The organism is Brevibacillus fortis, assembly GCF_003013395.1.
In the GTDB taxonomy this organism is placed as follows: Bacteria; Bacillota; Bacilli; order Brevibacillales; family Brevibacillaceae; genus Brevibacillus; species Brevibacillus fortis.
The window spans coordinates 20136-39830 of the sequence record NZ_PXZM01000046.1; the positions used below are offsets into that span (position 1 = coordinate 20136).

The 19695-nt window shown below is 48.6% G+C and carries 17 protein-coding genes; 2 read left to right on the forward strand and 15 right to left on the reverse strand.

What is annotated here, in order from left to right; translation table 11 throughout:
- Positions 1 to 18: 18 nt before the first annotated feature.
- Positions 19 to 705, reverse strand: a complete 687-nt coding sequence (locus C7R93_RS25735; RefSeq protein WP_106841460.1) for an ABC transporter ATP-binding protein — start codon at positions 703 to 705, stop codon at positions 19 to 21.
- Positions 706 to 731: 26 nt separating this feature from the next.
- Complete coding sequence (locus C7R93_RS25740) at positions 732 to 1451, reverse strand: lipoprotein BA_5634 family protein (protein ID WP_106841461.1); 720 nt, start codon at positions 1449 to 1451, stop codon at positions 732 to 734.
- 313 nt (positions 1452 to 1764) lie between these two features.
- Here C7R93_RS25740 and C7R93_RS25745 point away from each other — a divergent pair, with 313 nt between their 5' ends.
- Positions 1765 to 2334: a DoxX family protein gene (locus C7R93_RS25745; protein ID WP_106841462.1), complete on the forward strand. Its 570-nt coding sequence runs from the start codon at positions 1765 to 1767 to the stop codon at positions 2332 to 2334.
- Between the two features lie 234 nt (positions 2335 to 2568).
- Positions 2569 to 4200 (forward strand): peptide ABC transporter substrate-binding protein, encoded by a 1632-nt coding sequence (locus C7R93_RS25750; protein WP_106841463.1) that lies wholly within the window; start codon positions 2569 to 2571, stop codon positions 4198 to 4200.
- Between the two features lie 57 nt (positions 4201 to 4257).
- Here the strand turns inward: C7R93_RS25750 and C7R93_RS25755 are convergent, their stop codons facing one another.
- The 13 genes from C7R93_RS25755 to C7R93_RS25815 all read right to left on the reverse strand — a co-directional run bounded on the left by C7R93_RS25755 (position 4258) and on the right by C7R93_RS25815 (position 19646).
- Positions 4258 to 5346: a C45 family autoproteolytic acyltransferase/hydrolase gene (locus tag C7R93_RS25755; RefSeq protein ID WP_106841464.1), complete on the reverse strand. Its 1089-nt coding sequence runs from the start codon at positions 5344 to 5346 to the stop codon at positions 4258 to 4260.
- 17 nt (positions 5347 to 5363) lie between these two features.
- Positions 5364 to 5828 (reverse strand): GNAT family N-acetyltransferase, encoded by a 465-nt coding sequence (locus C7R93_RS25760; protein ID WP_106841465.1) that lies wholly within the window; start codon positions 5826 to 5828, stop codon positions 5364 to 5366.
- A gap of 12 nt (positions 5829 to 5840) precedes the next feature.
- The gene (locus C7R93_RS25765) at positions 5841 to 6971 is read right to left on the reverse strand and encodes a mandelate racemase/muconate lactonizing enzyme family protein (RefSeq protein WP_106841466.1); all 1131 of its coding nucleotides are present in this window, start codon (positions 6969 to 6971) and stop codon (positions 5841 to 5843) included.
- Positions 6968 to 8434 (reverse strand): serine hydrolase domain-containing protein, encoded by a 1467-nt coding sequence (locus tag C7R93_RS25770; protein WP_106841467.1) that lies wholly within the window; start codon positions 8432 to 8434, stop codon positions 6968 to 6970. Before C7R93_RS25770 ends, C7R93_RS25765 begins: the two co-directional genes overlap by 4 nt.
- A gap of 29 nt (positions 8435 to 8463) precedes the next feature.
- A complete protein-coding gene (locus tag C7R93_RS25775; RefSeq protein WP_106841468.1) occupies positions 8464 to 10104 on the reverse strand; it encodes an ABC transporter substrate-binding protein in 1641 nt (546 codons plus the stop codon).
- 164 nt (positions 10105 to 10268) lie between these two features.
- Positions 10269 to 11579, reverse strand: a complete 1311-nt coding sequence (locus C7R93_RS25780) for a helix-turn-helix domain-containing protein (RefSeq protein ID WP_106841469.1) — start codon at positions 11577 to 11579, stop codon at positions 10269 to 10271.
- Between the two features lie 20 nt (positions 11580 to 11599).
- Positions 11600 to 12604 (reverse strand): dipeptidase, encoded by a 1005-nt coding sequence (locus C7R93_RS25785; RefSeq protein WP_106841470.1) that lies wholly within the window; start codon positions 12602 to 12604, stop codon positions 11600 to 11602.
- Positions 12601 to 13728, reverse strand: coding sequence for an aminopeptidase (locus C7R93_RS25790; protein ID WP_106841471.1), 1128 nt, complete (start codon positions 13726 to 13728; stop codon positions 12601 to 12603). The genes C7R93_RS25785 and C7R93_RS25790 overlap by 4 nt, the downstream gene beginning before the upstream one ends.
- Before the next feature lie 21 nt (positions 13729 to 13749).
- Positions 13750 to 14712 (reverse strand): ABC transporter ATP-binding protein, encoded by a 963-nt coding sequence (locus tag C7R93_RS25795; protein ID WP_106841472.1) that lies wholly within the window; start codon positions 14710 to 14712, stop codon positions 13750 to 13752.
- A complete protein-coding gene (locus C7R93_RS25800) occupies positions 14709 to 15698 on the reverse strand; it encodes an ABC transporter ATP-binding protein (protein WP_106841473.1) in 990 nt (329 codons plus the stop codon). The genes C7R93_RS25795 and C7R93_RS25800 overlap by 4 nt, the downstream gene beginning before the upstream one ends.
- A 37-nt stretch (positions 15699 to 15735) precedes the next feature.
- Entirely contained in the window at positions 15736 to 16590 is an 855-nt protein-coding gene (locus tag C7R93_RS25805; protein WP_106841474.1) for an ABC transporter permease, read from the reverse strand.
- A gap of 1 nt (position 16591) precedes the next feature.
- Positions 16592 to 17527, reverse strand: a complete 936-nt coding sequence (gene nikB / locus C7R93_RS25810) for a nickel ABC transporter permease (protein ID WP_106841475.1) — start codon at positions 17525 to 17527, stop codon at positions 16592 to 16594.
- Positions 17528 to 17759: 232 nt separating this feature from the next.
- Positions 17760 to 19646, reverse strand: coding sequence for an alpha/beta fold hydrolase (locus C7R93_RS25815; protein ID WP_106841476.1), 1887 nt, complete (start codon positions 19644 to 19646; stop codon positions 17760 to 17762).
- Between the last annotated feature and the right edge of the window lie 49 nt (positions 19647 to 19695).

The following is a 19695-nucleotide window of genomic DNA, read 5'->3' on the forward strand; positions in this document are numbered from 1 at the left end:
TTCTCCTCCAGTCTTTGTCTAATTCGCAGCAAGCCTTTGATCTGAAATGATTTTACCGTCTTCGATCGTGATGACCCGGTCAGAAGCCGAAGCAATCGTAAGATCGTGCGTAATCAATACGATGGTTTGATTGTATTTTTTGGCAGTCAGTCTTAATAAATCCATGACTTCCTTAGTATTTCGCGTATCCAGATTACCTGTAGGCTCATCCGCCAAAATTAAATGCGGTCGATTCATTAAGGCCCTGCCGATGGAGACCCGTTGCTGTTGGCCGCCCGATAATTCGGAAGGCAAGTGGTCTTTCCGTTCATCGAGCCCCAGGATTCCCATAATTTCATCCAAATACGTCCCATCTATCGGTTCATCATCCAATAGCATGGGTAACGCGATATTTTCCTGGACATTCAATACGGGGATCAAATTAAAGAACTGAAAAATAAACCCGACTTTTCTTCTTCTGAATATCGAAAGTTCATCATCTGTATAATCGTAAATATTATGGTCCCCAATGAATACTTGTCCGGAAGTCGGCCGATCCAACCCTCCCAAAATATGCAGCAGTGTGCTTTTACCGGAGCCGGAAACACCTACGATGGAGACAAACTCTCCTTGCTGAATCGAAAGGTGAATCCCTTTTAACGCATCTACCCTGTTATTGCCTTCACCATAACTTTTTACTACGTTTTCCATCCGTACAACTTCCATACAGCTCACCCTCTTATCACTCAAACTCAATCTTGTACTTCTACGAAATTTACTTTGTCTGCGCTATCTGCATAAACGTTCCCGATTTCCTGTAAGACCTGGTTCACCATATCTTTCTTCTTATAATCGAAACTGCGATTCTCAAACTGGATCAAGGAGAGTGTTGACTCTGCTTCGGTTAATTTGTTGTAAGTTTGGTCATCAACAATAACAAGGTCCGCTTGTGGAATATAACCGATCCATACCTGATGTTTCACATACTCTACGGGTACCATCTGACCGTTCAAATCGATTTGGTCATTATTCATATCTGCATTATTTGACGAGTAGAACAGATTGTGACCATTCGATAATTCTTTCATGCTGGTAACAGGGTCTGAAATAATGGACGCGCTGTCAGGGTCTTGTCTAGCTCTGAGAATCCCATTCTTGATGAACTGCTCAGCTGTAGATCGAGTAATAACCGAATACTTGATGTCTCTGGTTTCAAATTCTTGACCCGTTTCTTTCTGTACTTGCTCTGTCAATTTCGTGATTTTTTTTGTTGTGACCAATTTCACTTTGTAGTCAATCGCTTGTTTGGTGTTATCTCTATACAACTCTTTAACCTTATTCGCATCTTTTTCTGTGCCTATAACGAGAACGCCATCTACCGCTTGCGATGGACCTTCTACATATCGTTTTACTCCGAATCCAATCCCTGCAAAAATGACAATCACCAACAAGAAACTTATTATTTTTTTCATCTTAACTGCTCCCCTATTAACTATTTATGTCTGGATTATAGACGAGTCTTTCATGTAAATGAATGACTCCTGTCTAACGATTTTGACCTTCTCTCTTACTTTTTAGTAAGAATAGAGATTGTGACTTGACATTATGGGTCGGTAATTAACAAGGTAAGCTTGGCACAAATACAAGGATTTACCATTAACACCGTGCGAATAGTGTCAATGAACACCGTATGAACTTATGCCCGAAACCGCACCACACCGCCATTTGTTGTGTTAAAATCGGCTCGAACAAAGATGTTCAAAACGTATGTAGGAGGAAACCCACATGCAAAATCGTCAAAACGAAATTATTATTCCTGAAAATCCTGTATCACACTTCTTGTTCACCAGCACGAAATCCGCTGCGATCTGGTTGATCATCAGACTTTATGTCGGATATGCATGGATTACCGCCGGATGGAAAAAAGTCCAGGCCGACAACTGGACTGGAGATGTAGCGGGCGGAGCGATTCAAGGGTTCGTAAAAGGATCGCTTGCGAAAGCAGCCGAAGGAAAGGACGTATCGGCGTGGTATGCCTGGTTCCTGGAAAATGTCGTCCTGCCAAATGCCAAGGTGTTTGGCTTCCTCGTCGCATGGGGTGAGGTTCTCGTCGGACTCGGCTTGATCCTTGGTTGCCTGACCGGGATCGCAGCTTTCTTCGGTGCCTTGATGAACGTCAGCTTTCTGTTCGCAGGAACGGTCAGCAGCAACCCGCTCCTCTTTATTTTTGCCACCTGGCTCGTTCTAGCCTGGAAGGTTGCGGGCTGGTATGGTCTGGATCGCTGGGCACTTTCTTATCTTGGCACACCTTGGACGCGGAAATCGCGCGATGGTGTTTTGCCGATGAACAAGTAATTCTGTCTTACCTCCCTAATGACAAAGCCACCTTTTACGGGTGGCTTTTGTTGTCCCTTCGGATAAATGATTAATGAGGTAACGGACAAATTGTATGAATTTATTCCCATCTGTATCCGTGATTTCCCGTGAACATTTATACATTATGTTGAATGACTGGATGATTGCTGTGCATTATTCTTTTGAGGAACTGTTAATTTTCTAACTTTTCAAACAATTAAACAGGAGGTATGTATGAACAAATGGCTACTAGGCATTTCTACTGCTGTATTGTTGTTCAGTCTCTCCGTCGGCTGTAGCTCGAAGCCCGCCGACAATGTCCAATCCCCTCCAGCGGAAGCGACAGCAAAGCCTACGACCGCAGAGCCAATGGTCTTGCAATGGAGCATTACCGGCGAGCCGTCTACGATGGATGCAGGCATTGCAACAGATTCGACCTCAATGGACATGATCAACCTCACCTTCGAAGGACTGACCAGCGTCGACCGTCAAGGCCAGATGATCAACGCCATCGCAGAGAGCTACACGCATACTCCTGACTTCACTCATTTTACTTTTACCATTCGAAAGGACGCCAAATGGAGTAATGGCGATCCTGTTACCGCTCATGATTTTGAGTACGCCATCAAGCGCAATCTCGACCCTAAAACCGCTTCCGGCTACGCGTATCAGCTCTTCTATATCAAAGGGGGCGAGGATTTTTACAGCGGAAAAGGCAAGCAAGAGGACGTCGGGGTAAAAGCAAAGGACGACTACACGCTAGATTTCACCTTGCGCTCACCAACACCCTTTTTCCGCGAATTGACCTCATTCACTACCTACTACCCGCTTCATAAAAAGACCATCGAGAGCAACCCCCAGTGGGCAACAGAAGCCAAAACGATCGTCGGCAACGGCCCGTTTGTCATGGATACGTGGGAGCACAAATCCAAACTCACCTTCAGCAAAAGCCCTACTTATTGGGACAGCACCAACGTCAAGCTAGAAAAGATTCATATTGCCATCATCGAGGATAACAACACCGCCCTGTCCATGTTTGATAATGGCGATCTGGATTGGGGAGGTTACCCTTCCTTTGGCTTGTCGCCGGATGCAGTCGGTCAGATTAAAGCGGAAGGTAAGCTACTCGTCGCAGATAACCCCGGCACCAAAGCTGTTATTTTCAATACAGAGAAGCCCCCTTTCACGAACAAAAAAATTCGCCAAGCGTTTTCGTATTCGATCAACCGACAGCAATTGGTAGATAACATCCTACAGACTGGTGTTCCGCCCGCTTATGGTTGGGTTCCCGTCTCCATGGGGTTGAACCCGGACGGCTACTTTAAAGAAGATGTGGCAAAGGCCAAGCAGCTTTTGGCAGAAGGCATAAAAGAGCTCGGGCTGACACAATTCCCAAAAGTCACGTACTACTACGACACTGGAGAAACGGACAAGAAGCTGGCTCAAGCGCTCCAGGACGAGTGGAAGAAAACACTGGGAGTCGACATTGACATCCGCACCTCGGAGTGGAAAGTTTTCAACGAAGATGTCCAAAATGGCAAATACGACTTCGGCATCTGGCTATGGGGGGCAGATTTCAACGACCCGATCAATTTCCTCGAAATGTATAAGGACTTGGGGGGCAACAACGTCGTTCGCTTCGACAACAAGGAATATCGTGATCTGCTGAACAAGAGCTACTATGAAACCGACGAGCAAAAGCGCAAGCAGCTCATGTTTGATGCCGAAAAAATTCTCATGGAAGAAATGCCGCTGGCACCGCTGCACTTCCGCGGCAACGCTTATGTGAAAAACGACAAGGTGAAGGACTTTGTGATCTTCCCTCTCGGCGGCTCCTACTTTAAATACGCGTATATTGAAAAATAATAGAGCGCGGGCCTCCTCTCTCTGCCAAACAAAGAGAGAAGCCCGCGCTTATGTTTGTTAGCTGGAGGAAAACTGATACGTATGGTACGGCGTATTGCACGGTTGACCGTTGGACAATTCGAACTGTCCCTCTGTCAGATTCATCACGATGGAAAACAAGGTGCGACCGACCAGCTCTTCTGCTCCAGTCGACTCCGCGTCCCCATGTCGGCAAATGGCTTCGGGAAAGCTCATATGGTCACGAAAGATTGCCTTGATGTGATCAGCTTCAATCTGTCCTTTCGCTGCCACCAACTGCTTCGTAGCCCGCCCCATTCGTAGATGCGTATCGGCTTCCCCCATTTTCGCTAGTTCATCTACAGCTATACGGGACCCGACAAAATGATTGGTATGCGCGATATACCCTTCCATTGGATAGAGGACGTCGTGCGCTCTTGAGGTTGTTTCCACATCCACCGTCTCTCCTTCCCGATGCGCAAGCAAATAATTGGCCGACGTGCCGCGCTGTAGTCGGGTTATTTGCCGGATGGCTTGTGAGAGCGTCCCACTATTCAAGATTCCCCGCAATACGATATGGATAGGAACTCCGACAGTACCCTCCGATATTCGCAAAAAATTCAGACAAACACCCATGCCTTTGTCGTTCATTCCGATCTTGCCTACGATCCCCGCCTCGGTAATGATCAAAATGGTCGGACGAGGTGATTGCTCGATCTCCAGTACGACGAGCCCTTTTTCCATGAGGTTTATCCAATCCCAGTTTTGCCCGATGAGTGTTTCTTGCTTTTTCGTCGCAGGTGGTACTGCCGCCACACTAGTGCATCCATCCGTTTTCCCGAAAGGATCGCCTAAGTTAGTCATGATTTCACTACGAACATTGAGCGTCACAATATCAAGCAGATCCCGCTCCGCCCCTTCGCTGATTCCTCTGATTTCCTCCATAATCTCTTGGTCATACTGCTCGATCCAAGGGATGAACTGAGTGGCATAGTCGGTTGCGTCCTTCCAGCGAAGACCTGCTCCCTCGAAAAAGGTTCGTTCGTACGCTTCGAGATTGATCAAAATTTGCTCTTTGGTGAGTTGGCCAATTTGTTGTCCCCGTTCTCGCGCTGTCCCCCTGATCCGATAGACAGGAAAACGTTCCATCGTAAGTGACTCCCCTTCTATAGCGTTTTCTCCATATAATAGCGATCGTTTCCACTACCATATTCCGCTATCCGTGTCTCGATAACCGCAAATCCTGCTTTTTGATAGAGTCCGACTGCTCCCGTATTATCAGGGCTTACGGTCAGGCAAATCTGACGAAATCCATCCTCACGCAGATGCTCCAGCAATCGGTTCAAGAAAGCGAACCCATACCCCATCCCTTTACGATCTGCTCGGATGTAATACCCGTACATGTAGCACTTGTCTGGCTGACGAAAATCCCTCAAGAGCTGGCATACCCCGACAGGACACGCCTCCTCCGCTTCCATGAAAAGAGCAACGCAGCCATGTCTCGCAAGCGGTACGAGCACCCATTCATCAATCGCTCCATGTACGCCAAAAGCCTCCTGCTCCATTACCTTGATCATCTGAAGCTGGCTTTCTGTCAATGCCTCGACGATTTCTACTCGCGTATTTTGCATTCAGTCATCTCCCTATACGGGTTGCCGCTTCACTCCGATGACCTGCTCTGACTTATCCGTTAGTTCGGCAAGCACCGCTTCGTCTAGCTCTACACCTAATCCTGGCTGATCTGACACAAAAATCTGGCTTCCGTGAATCACAAGCTCGGCTACGTCCCGCGAAATGATCGCAGGTCCCGCCAGCTCGTTGGAAATGATGTTTTTCTTCGCCAGTGACAAATGAGCGCCGGCCGCACTGCCAATCGAGGACTCCAGCATCGAACCGATCTGACACTCCATCCCGGCCATTTCCGCCTGATTCACCAGTTTGAGAGCAGGATATATCCCTCCACTTTTCATCAGTTTGATGTTAACTTTATCTGCTGCTTTCTTCGCGATGACCTCCCGCATTTCCTTCGTCCCGTGCAATCCCTCGTCTACCATAATTGGAATAGTTGTTTGCCTGCGAATATCCGCCAAAGCATCCAAATCATCCGCCACAACAGGCTGCTCCATCCAATCAATGTGACAATCCTCGATCTGCTTCAAAGCCAGCAAGGAGTTCGCACGGTTCTCCCAGCCTTGGTTGGCATCCACCCGCAGCCCAATGCCCGGGCCAACTGCCTGCCGAACAGCTCGGATTCGCTGAATATCTGTCCGAAGATCAGCTCCCACCTTTATTTTGATTGAGTCATACCCAGCTGCCACTGCTTGCCTGGCTTCAGCTGCCATGGCCTCTGGCTCCAAAATGCTTAACACGTATGGAAAGGAAAGAGTCGTGTGATATTTTCCGCCCAAGAAATGATAGACCGGTTGACCAGCAGCCTTGCCCATCAAATCATAGCAGGCGATATCGATGGCGGCTTTTGCTGCTGGTGCTCCCCAAACAGTCTGGTTCATCTTTTCATGGATTCTCTCGATATCAAACGGATTCTCACCGATCACAACAGGTGCCAGGTTACGAACGAGCATCGTATAGGTAGACTCCCACGTCTCTCCGGTGACATTTTGATCCGGTACCGCTTCACCTAGTCCGACCAGACCATTGTCTGTCTCCACTTTTACAATAATGGACGGCATATCCTCATAAGAGGCGTACGCGATAATAAATGGGCGTTTTAGCGGCAACCTTATGGCATGAACACATACAGTCGTTATTTTCATATTCGACTATCCTCCGTATCTGCTACTCGTGGAATGATCCGATAATAAAGAGACATGGCTTTTACAGAGCCGTCTTCGCCTGTTACAAAACCAACTGTCAGCTCGCTTCCCTCTCTATCGGTGATAAATTGATGCTCTCCAATTGGTCGCAATAGATAGTTCAGTTGTTTTCCACCAAACGCATCCAACGTCTTATCTATCATCATCAGGACACCCTCTACCACATATACGATGATATCCATTCCTTCCCCACTAGCGTATCGACCGGCATACTCCCCTAACTGGGAAAGAGGGACGCTATATGTCTCGAATTGATACTGTGGCGTATTCAATGGACGCCCTTCTACGGCATGGAGTGCTGTCAGTGTGGCTTTTTCGACGAGACTTCCGGTTAAATTGGCCAAGGCCATGGATGTAATGCCCCGCTCCGGAACAATCGCTAAATTGGCGGCGACACCTTTGATCGCTCCACCGTGCTTGATCAAGGTACCCCCATAGTAGTCGGGTTGAATGGATAAGCCATATCCGTAATACCTGCCGTAGCTGTTCTGGACATGCGGATAGATCATTTGCTTGACGCTCTCCTCCGATAAAATCCTTTCCTTACCCACCCATCCGCCCGTACGGAATATTTCTGCGTAGTTTAACATGTCTCGTACTGTTGAATTCAAATACCCCGAGGCGGCTACCAACAATCCGTCCTCCCACAGTGGATCAGGGTAAATATCAGACACTCCATTGTTCTCTTTCAAATGGTAGATGGTGGTGACATCCGGCAAGTGAGGCAGATCGCTCAGAAGGAAGGTGCTGCTTGGCATGTCTGCTGGTTCCAAAATATGCTCTTTGACATAAACGTCATACGACTTCCCACTCACTCGGGCTATGACTGCTCCCAAGAGAGAATAGCAATCATTCGAATAGCTAAACAATTGTCCTGGAGAGCCCACTAGTTCATATTCCGTCAGGGCAAGAGCTTCCATCAGCTCTTCGAACGTGGAGATCGGTTTCTGGTACTCCTTTTTCAAGTAACGGTGAATCGGGTTATCTTCGTCAGGCATGTCATCGAACATGGAGTTGCGAATCGCCAGGTGATCAATGGGCAGCGGCGGTATGCCCGTCGTGTGCGTCATAAAATGGTGGATCGTCATCTGCTCCGTTTTTTGACGATCCGAGGTACGAAACTCAGGGAGATATTTGATCACTGGATCATGAACAGAGAGCTTCTTCGCTTCCTGTAGCTGCATGATCGCCATGCATGTAAAAGACTTCGTAACGGAGGCCAATCCCATCACGGTATCAGGAGTGATTTCGAGTTCCTTTTCACGATCCCGGTAGCCAAAGCTTTTGCGAAGCAGGCTCTGCCCATTCAAATTCACACCCATGACAAAGCCCGGAACCCTGCCTTCCTTCATTTCTTTTGCAACCAGCTCTTCCCATTCTACTGACCAGCCTTGCTGTCTCATTTCTTCCACCTCTTTCGAATGATTTCGCTTTATTCGTTCACCCACATGTCCTGAATAATCAAGGATGCTAACGGATTTGGTTTGACGCCTTGAATCCGGTTACTGACGACCATGAATGTTTTTGCGGAATAGAGCGGAATCCAATAGGCCTGATCCACGACTCTTTTTTGAATATCTGCAAAAATCTTTTGGCGCTGTGCTTGGTCCGTTGTTGTTCGTCCTTTATCTAGCAAGCTATCGAGCTGTTGATCACTGAGGCGCAAGAAATTCAAGCCCCCGATCTGACTCGAATGCAGTAACAAGTTCAAAATATCTGGATCGACACTGCCATGACCCGTTGAGAATAAATCGAACTCGCCCTTCAGTGCCTGTTCATGAGCTGTCGCCGATTCATACTTTTGGATATGCAATTCGACGCCAATCTCTTTGAACATGCTTTGCACCAACTGATGCCCAGGATTTGAATTTTCGATGAGCATCGTCAGGCTGAGCGTTTTCCCATCCTTTTCCCTAATCCCTTGCGCGTTTGGATTCCACCCTGCTTCATCTAGCAGTTGTCTGGCTTGCTCAGCATTGTACTTGTAGCCATACTGCTCTACTGCCGCATCGTATCCGATCATCGTAGGCGGAATCGGTCCGTAGACAGGCACACCCTCTCCTTGCAAATCCGCTATGATCAATGCGTCTTTGTTGATCGCCAGATTCAGTGCCTTTCTCACGCGGACATCCTGAAGGATTTCATTTTCCAGATTCATCCCAATAAAGTTCTCAGTAGGCTGCATCCCTTCCAACACCGTAAAATCTTTGTGATCCTTGTACTTCTTCGCGTCTTTCGGCGGCACAGCGGCAATATCAATCGTTCCACTATCGAGAGCAGCCATCATGGTCTGGTCGTCTTGAATAAATTTCAGAACGAACTTGTCGGGTCTCACAGGTCCTTGATTCAGAGCAAAAGGAGATGCCCACTTATAATCGTCGTTTCGTACCAGTGTGATCGATTCGCCCGTTTTCCAGCTTTCGAATTTCCATGGACCTACTCCGACAGGATTGCGCCCCAGCTCATTTCCGTATTTGTTTCGTGCCTCTATGGAAATGGGTTGCTGGTAGCCGCCATATGATAAGTTAGAAAGTAACGAAGCGGAGGGCTCATTCAAATGAAAGATCAATGTAGAATCATCAGGAGCTGAAATGGATTTGATCGAAGATACATCCGGTCCCGTAACTGGTGAGGCTGTTTTCGGATCGAGTGCACGTTCATAGCTTTGCTTAAAAACTTTCGCGGTGAGCGGTGTTCCATCATGGAACTTCACGCCAGGACGTATCTTGAACGTCATGGTCTTGCCGTCGTCCGAGATCGTGTACGATTCAGCGAGATGCGGCTTCAACTCAAACGTAAAGGGATCGAGGATCAGCAAGGCTCCCCCCAACAGAACGCCAACAAAATTTCCCGCTGGCATCGACGTCTTTTGCGGGTCCAACGTATCTGGCTCCATCTGGTAGCCCATGGTGATCGTCCCTCCCTTTTTGGGCTGGGAGTTTTTTGCTGTTTGACTTGCTTGCTTCTGGTCTGTAGTCGGAGCGGGAGCAGAGCTGCAGCCAACTATGGAAAAGACGAGTACACACATAAGTAATACGCTGCGTATTTGGCCCTTTAATCGTTCTGATAGCATGTCGCGGCCTCCTTTTTTCGAGTCATTTCCATTCGAAGTATACTTACGTCGGTATATAGTCGCTAATTAGATCGGAGTGCTTTTTAGATGAGGGATGTGGGGGTCCCGGATTTCCTTCGCAAACGGAAAAACCGGGACAGGTTGATGTTACATGAGGAGAATCATTAATGATTAAGGCGATACACAGCCCGCGGGCGTCCTTGCTGATACGGCTGCTCTTCTCCGACGACCTCTACAACCTGATGCTCGATCAGCTTTTTCAAGGTTCTTTCCGAGCTGCGGCGACTGATCTGGAGATACTCGGCTAAATCTGCAGCGGTGAAGCGGTTATCGCGGCGAAGCTTGACATACTGCATAATTTTCGTGATGGTAGCGACACTTGCGCCAGTCTTCTCCGCGATCTCCAATACTTCCTTGTTCTCACTTTTTAATTGGAACGTCTTCGATTCTGTATTCAACGGACCGATCACTTCTTTTTCATCCGTCACCAGATACGCACTGCTTTCATTCGTTTTCCTGGCATGGTAGATCGCAATACGTGCGTTCGCTTCGGCCTCTTTCGCTGTCAGACCAAAACCAAACCCGATGGCAACCGTCACTTTGGCAAGCAGATCGACATTGCCCAATACTTGCATGATCTTGCCGGATTGAATCATTTGTTCAATACTGCCTCTTGTGCCATAGATGATGAATTGATCCATTCCCAATTTTTGAATGGAAGCGTCAGTCTCCTTGACGAGCTCCAACAGCTCTTGCAGCAAAATAATCGTCGCATCCTGCCATTGTGTTTCGACGGGCGGACCATCATTTTGCTGGATCGCTGCAATCCCTACGGAGATCTGCGAATTTTTGCTAATTTTCAATTGACCATAAGCAACGGCTTGATTGACGGCATCGCGAATATTTTTATCAGGACAGACGAGCGATGCGGAAGGGATGTTCAGCTCACGCAATCGACTGTAAACGTAGTCAACGCCAGTCAAAGCAAAATGGCTCTGTTTCTGTTCCCAGCGCTCCTTGTGGAACTGGATAATCTCCTCCACGTCAAATCTCGTCCCGCCTTCTTCAATAATCTCACTGTAGTCTTTTACATACCAAGCCGTAGAGGTAATACCCAATTCTTCGGCGACCTTCTCGATATACTCCGCTTTTGGCATATCTATCGAGATTTGGACCAGTCCTCCTGGTACGTTCAGCAAGGTATGAAACAAAGAGAGGGAAATCGTGTATTCATCGAGCGGGATGTACACCGCAGGCAGCTTCTTTTGCTCTACCTTTTCCTTGGCAAAAAAATAAGGAAGTGGGCCAGCAAAAAGCAGCACGTCGCAGTCATGGATTTGGTCAAGCAACGCAGCGCTCTCTTTGGGGTTCTGGTATGTATACGAAGTCAGTTGAATGTAATCGATGGATTGGGTATGCTTCAAGATCCTTGGTAAAAATTCTTCCGAAGAGATTAACGCTATCGTGATGGTCAATGTTCCACTCCCTCATCTCTCTATAATTTCCACACATCCTTGAACACGCGAATAAAGTTTTTGCCCAAGATACGCTCAATCGCTTCATCCTTGTACCCTCTTTTGGCAAGGGCACGCGCAAGCTCCGGAATCTTGGTATGTCCTTTTACGACATCAAAATCTTTACGTCCTGCTTGGATAAACACATTGGGAGAATCGTATTTCATAAATGGCTCGATGATGTCCAGACCCAGTCCGACGTGTTCAACTCCAACCAGCTTCACGATGTGATCAACGTGGTTGATCATGTGTTCGATATCAGCCTGATCGTCTGTGTCCCCTACGAACACATTGACGCCATTGATGCCGATTACGCCGTTCGTGAATGCAATCGCCCTGATTTGCTCATCGGTCAGATTGCGCATGGAGCTTGCTAATGTCCGACAGTTGGAATGGGAAGCGATGATGGGCTTACGTGCTACCTCAATCAAATCCCAAAAGCCTTCGTCATTCAGATGGCTGACATCGATGATGATGCCCATTGCTTCAGCCTCTTCGACAACGCGGATGCCGAACTCGGTGAGCCCGCCCTTTCGCCCTTCCCGTACCGGACTAAAATGACTGCCGTCTCCGACGAAGTTCCGCCTACTCCACACGAGACCTAAAAGACGCACGCCCAGCTCGTAAAAAACACGGAGCATACTCAGATCATTATATAACGGTTCCGCGCCTTCCAGAGAGAGCACGAAACCTATTTTACCCATTTGCTTCGCAGTCTCGATGTCACTCACACTTTTGCAAACCATGATTTTCTCAGGCGATTCATCTGCCTCCGCATGCAGCGCGCTGATTTGTTGCAGCGCCTTGCGCAAGCCCATCTCCGGCAGAAATTTGTTATCGATATAAATCGCTGCGACAACCGTCTGCACCCCGCCCGCCACGAAATCGGGCAAGTAATCCGTTTCAATAACTTTTCGCCTGCCATGCTCGCGTTGAATGGCAACATCCAGCAAAAGGTCAAAATGCCCGTCGATTACATGTGTCATGCCTCATGCTCCTCCTGTTCTTTCAGGTTTTCCGGGTTAAGTGGTGCAAGCTCCGGTAAAAGAAAGCGTCCGTCTCTGCGAATCAAATGATCATCGAACCAAATCTCACCGCCACCGTACTCCGGGCGTTGAATCATGACCATGTCCCAGTGGATGTTTGACTTGTTACCGTTAGATGCATCGTCATAACATCGTCCCGGCGTGAAGTGGAAGCTGCCGTCGATTTTTTCATCAAACAAAATATCCTGCATCGGTTCCCGAATGACCGGGTGAACCCCCAAGGCAAACTCCCCAATGTACCGGGCACCTTCATCCGTATCCAAAATGCTGTTCAAGCGCTCCGTGTCATTGGCTGTGGCATGGACGATCTTCCCGTCCACAAACTCCAGCCGTACCTTCTCAAAGGTGAAGCCTTGATAAGGAGAAGGCGTGTTAAACGATATGACACCGTTCACCGAATCGCGAACAGGGGCCGTAAATACTTCACCGTCTGGTATGTTGTAGTGCCCCGGACATGGAATCGCTGGAATGCCTTTGATCGAGAAGGTCAGCTCCGTGCCAGGTCCCGTGATTTTCACGCGGTCAGTTCGCTCCATCAGCTCCTTGAGCGGCTGCATTGCTTTTGCCATTTTGGCATAATCCATTGTGCAGACATCGAAGTAAAACTGTTCGAACGCTTCTGTACTCTTATTCGCTAACTGCGCCATGGAAGGCGTCGGATAACGGAGATAGACCCATTTCTTTTTGAGACGCACGATACTTACTTCTTTGACAAAGGACGTAGCCAGCTTCATCTGCTCATCAGGGACATCAGACACTTCATTGATGTTCAGCCCACCCTCGATGATGATGCACGCTTGCATTTTTTCCATCCGCTCTTTGTCCATCTCTGATTCTAAACGGAATTGCTCCTCTGTTCCCGTTAGCAATAATTGACGGCTAATCGAGGATTCACGCAGGCTCACAAAAGAATGTCCGCCTGCTCGCGAAACAGCTTTGACGAGCTCTTTAATCAGAGCGGCGTCCACCTCCATCGCATCGATCAATACGTTATCTCCCGGCTGCACATTCGTCGAGTAATTCACGAGCACATTCGCCAGCTTCGTAAGACGAGGGTCTAGCATCTTAGCATCACTCCTGCTTCCTTATTTTTCATAGAGATGACACGCAACCAGTCTGCCGTCTGTTTCTGTTAATGGAGGGGCTTCTGTCTTGCACACGTCCATGCACGCCCAGCAGCGCGGGTGAAACTTGCAGCCCTGAGGCGGATTGGACGGAGACGGCAAATCCCCTGTTAAAATGATCCGTTCTTTTTTCTCGTCAGGATCAGTGATGGGAATCGCGGAGAGAAGCGACTGTGTATAAGGATGTAGCGGACGTTGAAACAGCTCTTCTTTTTTCGCCAGCTCAATCACTTCTCCCAAGTACATCACCGCTACTCGATCGGCGATATGCTCAACGACACTCAAGTCATGCGAGATAAAAAGATACGTGAGCGAAAACTGCTCCTGCAAATCCTGAAGCAAATTGAGAATTTGCGATTGGATCGATACATCCAGTGCGGATACAGGCTCGTCAGCTATGATGAGCTTTGGCCTGAGCATCAAGGCGCGAGCGATCCCGATTCTTTGCCTTTGTCCTCCGGAAAACTCATGCGCGTATCGCGACAAATGATTTTTGTTCAAACCGACGATTTCCATCGTCTCTTCGATCATGGCTGCTCGTTCGCGCTTTGGGATACCATGGGCAATCAATGGCTCTGACAAAATATGCTGGATCGTCAGCTTCGGATTGAGGGTATCAAATGGATTTTGAAACACCATTTGCATATCACGCCTCAGCTTCTGCATGTCTGCCTTCTGTAAGCTGCGGATATTTTGACCCTCGAACACGATCTCGCCGTCAGTCGGCTCCACCAAGCGCAGAATGCATCTGCCCAGTGTTGACTTGCCACAGCCGGACTCCCCCACGATTCCCAGCGTTTCACCTGCGTTGACAGTCACGTTCACTCCATGGACGGCATGCACGTAACTCGGCGGCTGAAACCACCCTTTGCGGACAAGGAACTTCTTATTTAAATTTTTCACTTGCAAAAGAGGCGTTTTCATCCATTCACCGCCGCGCTTTCCCTGTTTTCTCGATACAGCCAACAACGGCATTCCGACTGTTGATCCACGTCCATTAAAGGAGGATTTTGTTCCAAACAGACAGGCAGCGCCTTCTCACACCGCGGAGCAAAACGGCATCCCTTCGGATAATTATCGGGGGTCGGTACACTTCCCGCGATACTGTGCAATCTCTTCTGGCCTTTGGCGTTATGTGGCGTCGATTTGATCAAGCCCATGGTGTACGGATGCTTGGGACTGCGCAGCAATGTGCGAACATCGGCCGCTTCAATGACCTGCCCGGCATACATCACCAGTACCCGGTCACATGTCTCCGCGACGACACCCAAATCATGCGTGATCATGATGAGCGACATACCCAGCTCTCTTTGGATTTTTTTCATGACATCCAATATTTGCGCCTGGATCGTTACATCTAGTGCAGTTGTTGGTTCGTCGGCTATCAATAGCTTTGGATGACAGGCAATCGCCATCGCGATCATCACGCGCTGTCGCATCCCCCCTGACAGACGATGCGGGTACTCGTGATAGATTTCATCGGCACGTGAAATGCCTACCTGCGTCAATAGCTCGAGCACTCTTTGTCTCGATTGGACTCGGTTTATGCCCTCATGCTTTTCCAGTCCTTCGCTCAATTGCTTGCCGATGGTCAGTACGGGATTCAGCGAAGTCATCGGCTCCTGAAAGATCATGGCTACCTCTTTTCCTCTGATCCGCTGCATCTCTTTTTCGCTATAGCACAAGAGATCGGCTCCGTTCAGTTGAATACGGCCCGCAATGTTTCCGTTTTTACTGAGCAAGCGCATGATGGATAGGGAGGCAACGCTTTTTCCACAACCTGATTCTCCGACGATCCCGACCGATTCGCCTCTTTTGACCTGCAAGCAAAGATTGTCCACTACCTTGAAAGCCTTTTCATTTTTCGAAAACGTGGTAGTCAATCCTGTCACTTCCAGCACGTTCGTCATGTTACTCACTCCTTTTTCGTGAATGGAAGCTCGTAAACTATGATTTGGGATCAAAGATATCGCGCAAAGCATCCCCGAGCAGATACACCGTAAAAACGACTGCTGTAATCGCAAGACCAGGAAAAGTAGCGAGCCACCAAGCTTCTCGCAAGTAATTTTTCCCTTCATTCAGCATCGTTCCCCACTCCGGCGTAGGAGGCTGGGCACCCAAACCGATAAAGCCCAGCGCCGAGGTTCCCAAAATGGCACTGCCAATGAACATGGTCGTATAGACGATCAGCACGTTCGAGATGTTTGGAATGAACTGGCGCGTAATGATCCACCAATTCGAGCTGCCGATGGAGCGGCTTGCTTCCACATATCCGGATTGCTTGATCGAGAGTGCCGCACCACGGATCAGAATCGAAAAGGCCGGGATCGATGATATTCCTATCGCTACCATTGCATTTTCCTGACTTGGTCCGAGTACAGCTACAATTGCTAGAGCAAGCACAATACCGGGCAACGCCAGCATGATGTCCATGATTCTCATGACAAGATTGTCGACAAATCCACCGAGGTAAGCGCATGTCACCCCAATCAGCGTTCCTGCTACAAACGTCATGACAGACGCCAGCACAGCTACGGTCAGTGTCACTCGTGTTCCGTACAGCATCCGGGATAAAATATCGCGGCCAATTGCATCTGTCCCTAGCCAAAAGTCTTTCGACGGCCCTTGCATGAACGCTTCGTAGTACGTTTTCGTAGGATCATGCGGAGCAATCCACGGCCCGATGATTCCCAGCAATACAATGCAGAGCATCATCAGGAAGCTGTATTTTGCTTTCTTTTGCTGCATGATCTTCTCCCATAATTCGAGACGAGGCATGGACCATTGCTTGCTCCAAAACATGCTACACTCCCTCCTTCGTGGTGTAGTCAATGCGGGGATCGAGAAGGGCGTACAGGACGTCAATCAAAATGACGACAAGGACATAAACGATTCCAATAAACAGGGTCGTCCCTTGAATCATCGGAAAATCCCTAGAGCTAATTGCTTGAATCGCCAAGGTCCCTACTCCTGGCCAACCGAATACTTGCTCGACAATCACAGCCCCACCCAGCAATCCAGCCAGTTCCAGGCCAATGACCGCCACAACTGGAATCATCACATTGCGAAAAGCGTGTCGCAGCAGCACAATTCGTTCATTCATGCCTTTCGCACGTGCTGTTCGGATATAGTCATTGGACAAAACCTCTACCATTCCGGCGCGAGTGAGTCGGCTGAGTGCCGTCGCCATCAACGTCCCCAGAGTAAACGCTGGAAGAACCATGTCTTTTAGCCCCGTCCCCCCTGCAATCGGAAACCAGCCCAAATGGACGGAGAACACAAGGATGACGAGTAAGCCTAACCAAAAACCGGGGATGGACATACCAAAGGTGGAAAAGGTCATAATCGCTCCGTCGATGGGTGTATCCTTGTATTTCGCTGCCAGGACACCCAGCCCGATACCGATCACAACTGCCACCACGAGGCTGGCTACTGCCATTTTTGCTGTCGCGGGAAAACGGTCCGCAATTTCTGCGGTGACAGGTCGGCCCGTTTTCAGGGAAGTGCCGAGATCCCCTTTCAAAACACCAGAAGCATAGTCGAGATACTGGACGACAAGCGGTTTGTTCAAGCCCAGCTCTTCACGAAGCGTATCGATTTGTTCCGCAGTCGCTCGCTGCCCCAGCATGATCCGCACAGGGTCTCCGGGGATGAGATGAATGAGCAGAAACGTAAAAATGGAGAGTCCAAACAAGACAATTATGCCCGACAATAGGCGCTTCACTAAATATTGCTTCATGATGTCTTCACCCAAATGTGAGTAACCGTATGAATTGGCTTCTTCTTGCTGTATTCCGGCACTTTGCTCTCCTCCCTATTTTTCCACTAACGACACACGTCGTTATAGTGTCGTTATTATTTAAAAATAGTCTATTCTAAATTAACAGAAAGTTCAACTCGTTTTTTCTTGCTCCTGTCAAAAGGAGCATGGCCTCTTTCAGCCATGCCCCTTCTAAGGAATCGCTACGCTGTCATTCCTTGCCGCGTCTCATCTGTAGCAATACGTTTGCCGTAAGCTGCGGGTGACTAATCGGAAAATAATGAGCGGCAGAGAGCCTTTCAATCTCTACATTTGCTTTCATGAAAGCATCCTCTGTTTCTTTTGTCAGCTCATACGTTTTATCCTGTGTCCCCCATACGATCTGGGCTGGAAAAGGGAACGGCTGTGTTGTCACCGCCATTTGCCGGAATTCATTCATAAAATAGCGCAGCACGTCTGTATGCGTCTTGCTGATGCGTGGGGATTGCAAGAGCTTCCCTGCCTTCTCTACATAGCCCATTGGCATTTCTTCCGAGGACTGAAATACCCCTTGCTCAAGCAATGCTTTTTCCATTTTGGCTGGCGTTAACTGCTTTTGCAAAAAACGCTGAAGAAGGGCCGGACTTTTCCCCAATCCCGCCAGCAGAGGAGAATACTTTGGCGCATGCAGGGGCGGCTGCAAAAGGTATATCTTCTCGATTTTTTCCGGCACTCGCTTTGCTGCCTCCCACGCCAAAAATCCACCAAATGAATGTCCTGCAAAATGAATGGGAGACGGCAGCTGTCGCAAAGCCTCTGCCACTGCCTCGATAAAGCCCTCGATCGGTTTTTCGTGATGGTGATAGGGCGATCTGCCAAACCCGGGCAAATCTAGTAACCATACAGGATGTTCACCCAGCTGTTCAGCTAGCGGGAGCAAATCGCTCATCTCACTGAAAAGCCCGTGCACGAGCAGCCACGGAGTACCAGAGCCTTCCTTTTTGTACGCGGCCATGCCTGCGATTTGCTCTCGATGATAGCGAGGAGGTACTTTCTGATCCTTGACCGACAAACGATAGTCGAGGTCAGCAATCACACTGGGAAGATGAGTAGCTACGTCGTATGCATCGATGCCTTTTCTCGCTTTCATTTGTTGAAAGGGTGCGAGCGGGAAGTCTTTCTTTACGATGAAATCCATCGAATTGGCGGGTACCCCGAGCAAGCGGCTACCGCCGTTATGCAGCATTTTTTTCAAAATCGATACCGGGAAAGGAATTGCCGGTGGCTTCATCCGTAATTCTTTGGCCATCAACGAAATGAGCTCTGAAAAAGATGGCGTGGCCATCCGCTCATTTAAGGCGTAATACGTTTGATGTTCGATATGATTTGCCTCGACAATCCCCACAATGACCTCGGCCAAATCGTCGACGGCAAGCAAGGGCAGCCACCACTCCCTGCCACCCGGAAGAACAGGGAATTTTCCACGTCGCATGGAGCTGACTACGAGCCCCAAGCCATCTGTTTGCTCTGTGTTCCCGGTGCTTCGCGGTCCAATGATCGTGCTTGGATTCACCACGACCAGTGGCATTCCTTTTTGATACGCCTCTTGTCGGAAATATAAATCGGCCAGAAACTTGTATTTCTCGTAGCCTCCTGCCTCGCGGAAAAATTCGTTTGGCGCAAAAACATCCGTCACCAGCTTCCCGCTATCATCGTCAAACGGACTCATGTAGCCAACGATATGGATCAGCTTTTGCAGACGCTGTTGTTTATGCAATTCATTTGCTACTGCTGCGAGGTGACTTGCTCCTTGTAAAATCACTTCCCTCCCCACCGTTTCATCCATCGAGATATCCATCGGGACACCTGCATGGATGATGACAGTAGCACGTAACACCTGCTCGTAATCGCTCGCTGATAATCCCAAGCCCGCTTTTCGCAAATCCCCCCGCAATGCTAGGCAATGGGAACTTTCTGTTGGTGTCATCTGCATAAGCAATTCATCCCACTTCTCAAGCGAACGAACCAGCGCCAGTACGGTATGACCAGCCCTCGCCAACTGCTTTGTTACCTCCTTGCCGATAAATCCAGTTGCGCCTGTTATAAAAACAACAGCCATTATTGCTTCCTCCTTTACGTCTTTAGTACTAATTAGTACTAATCCATTT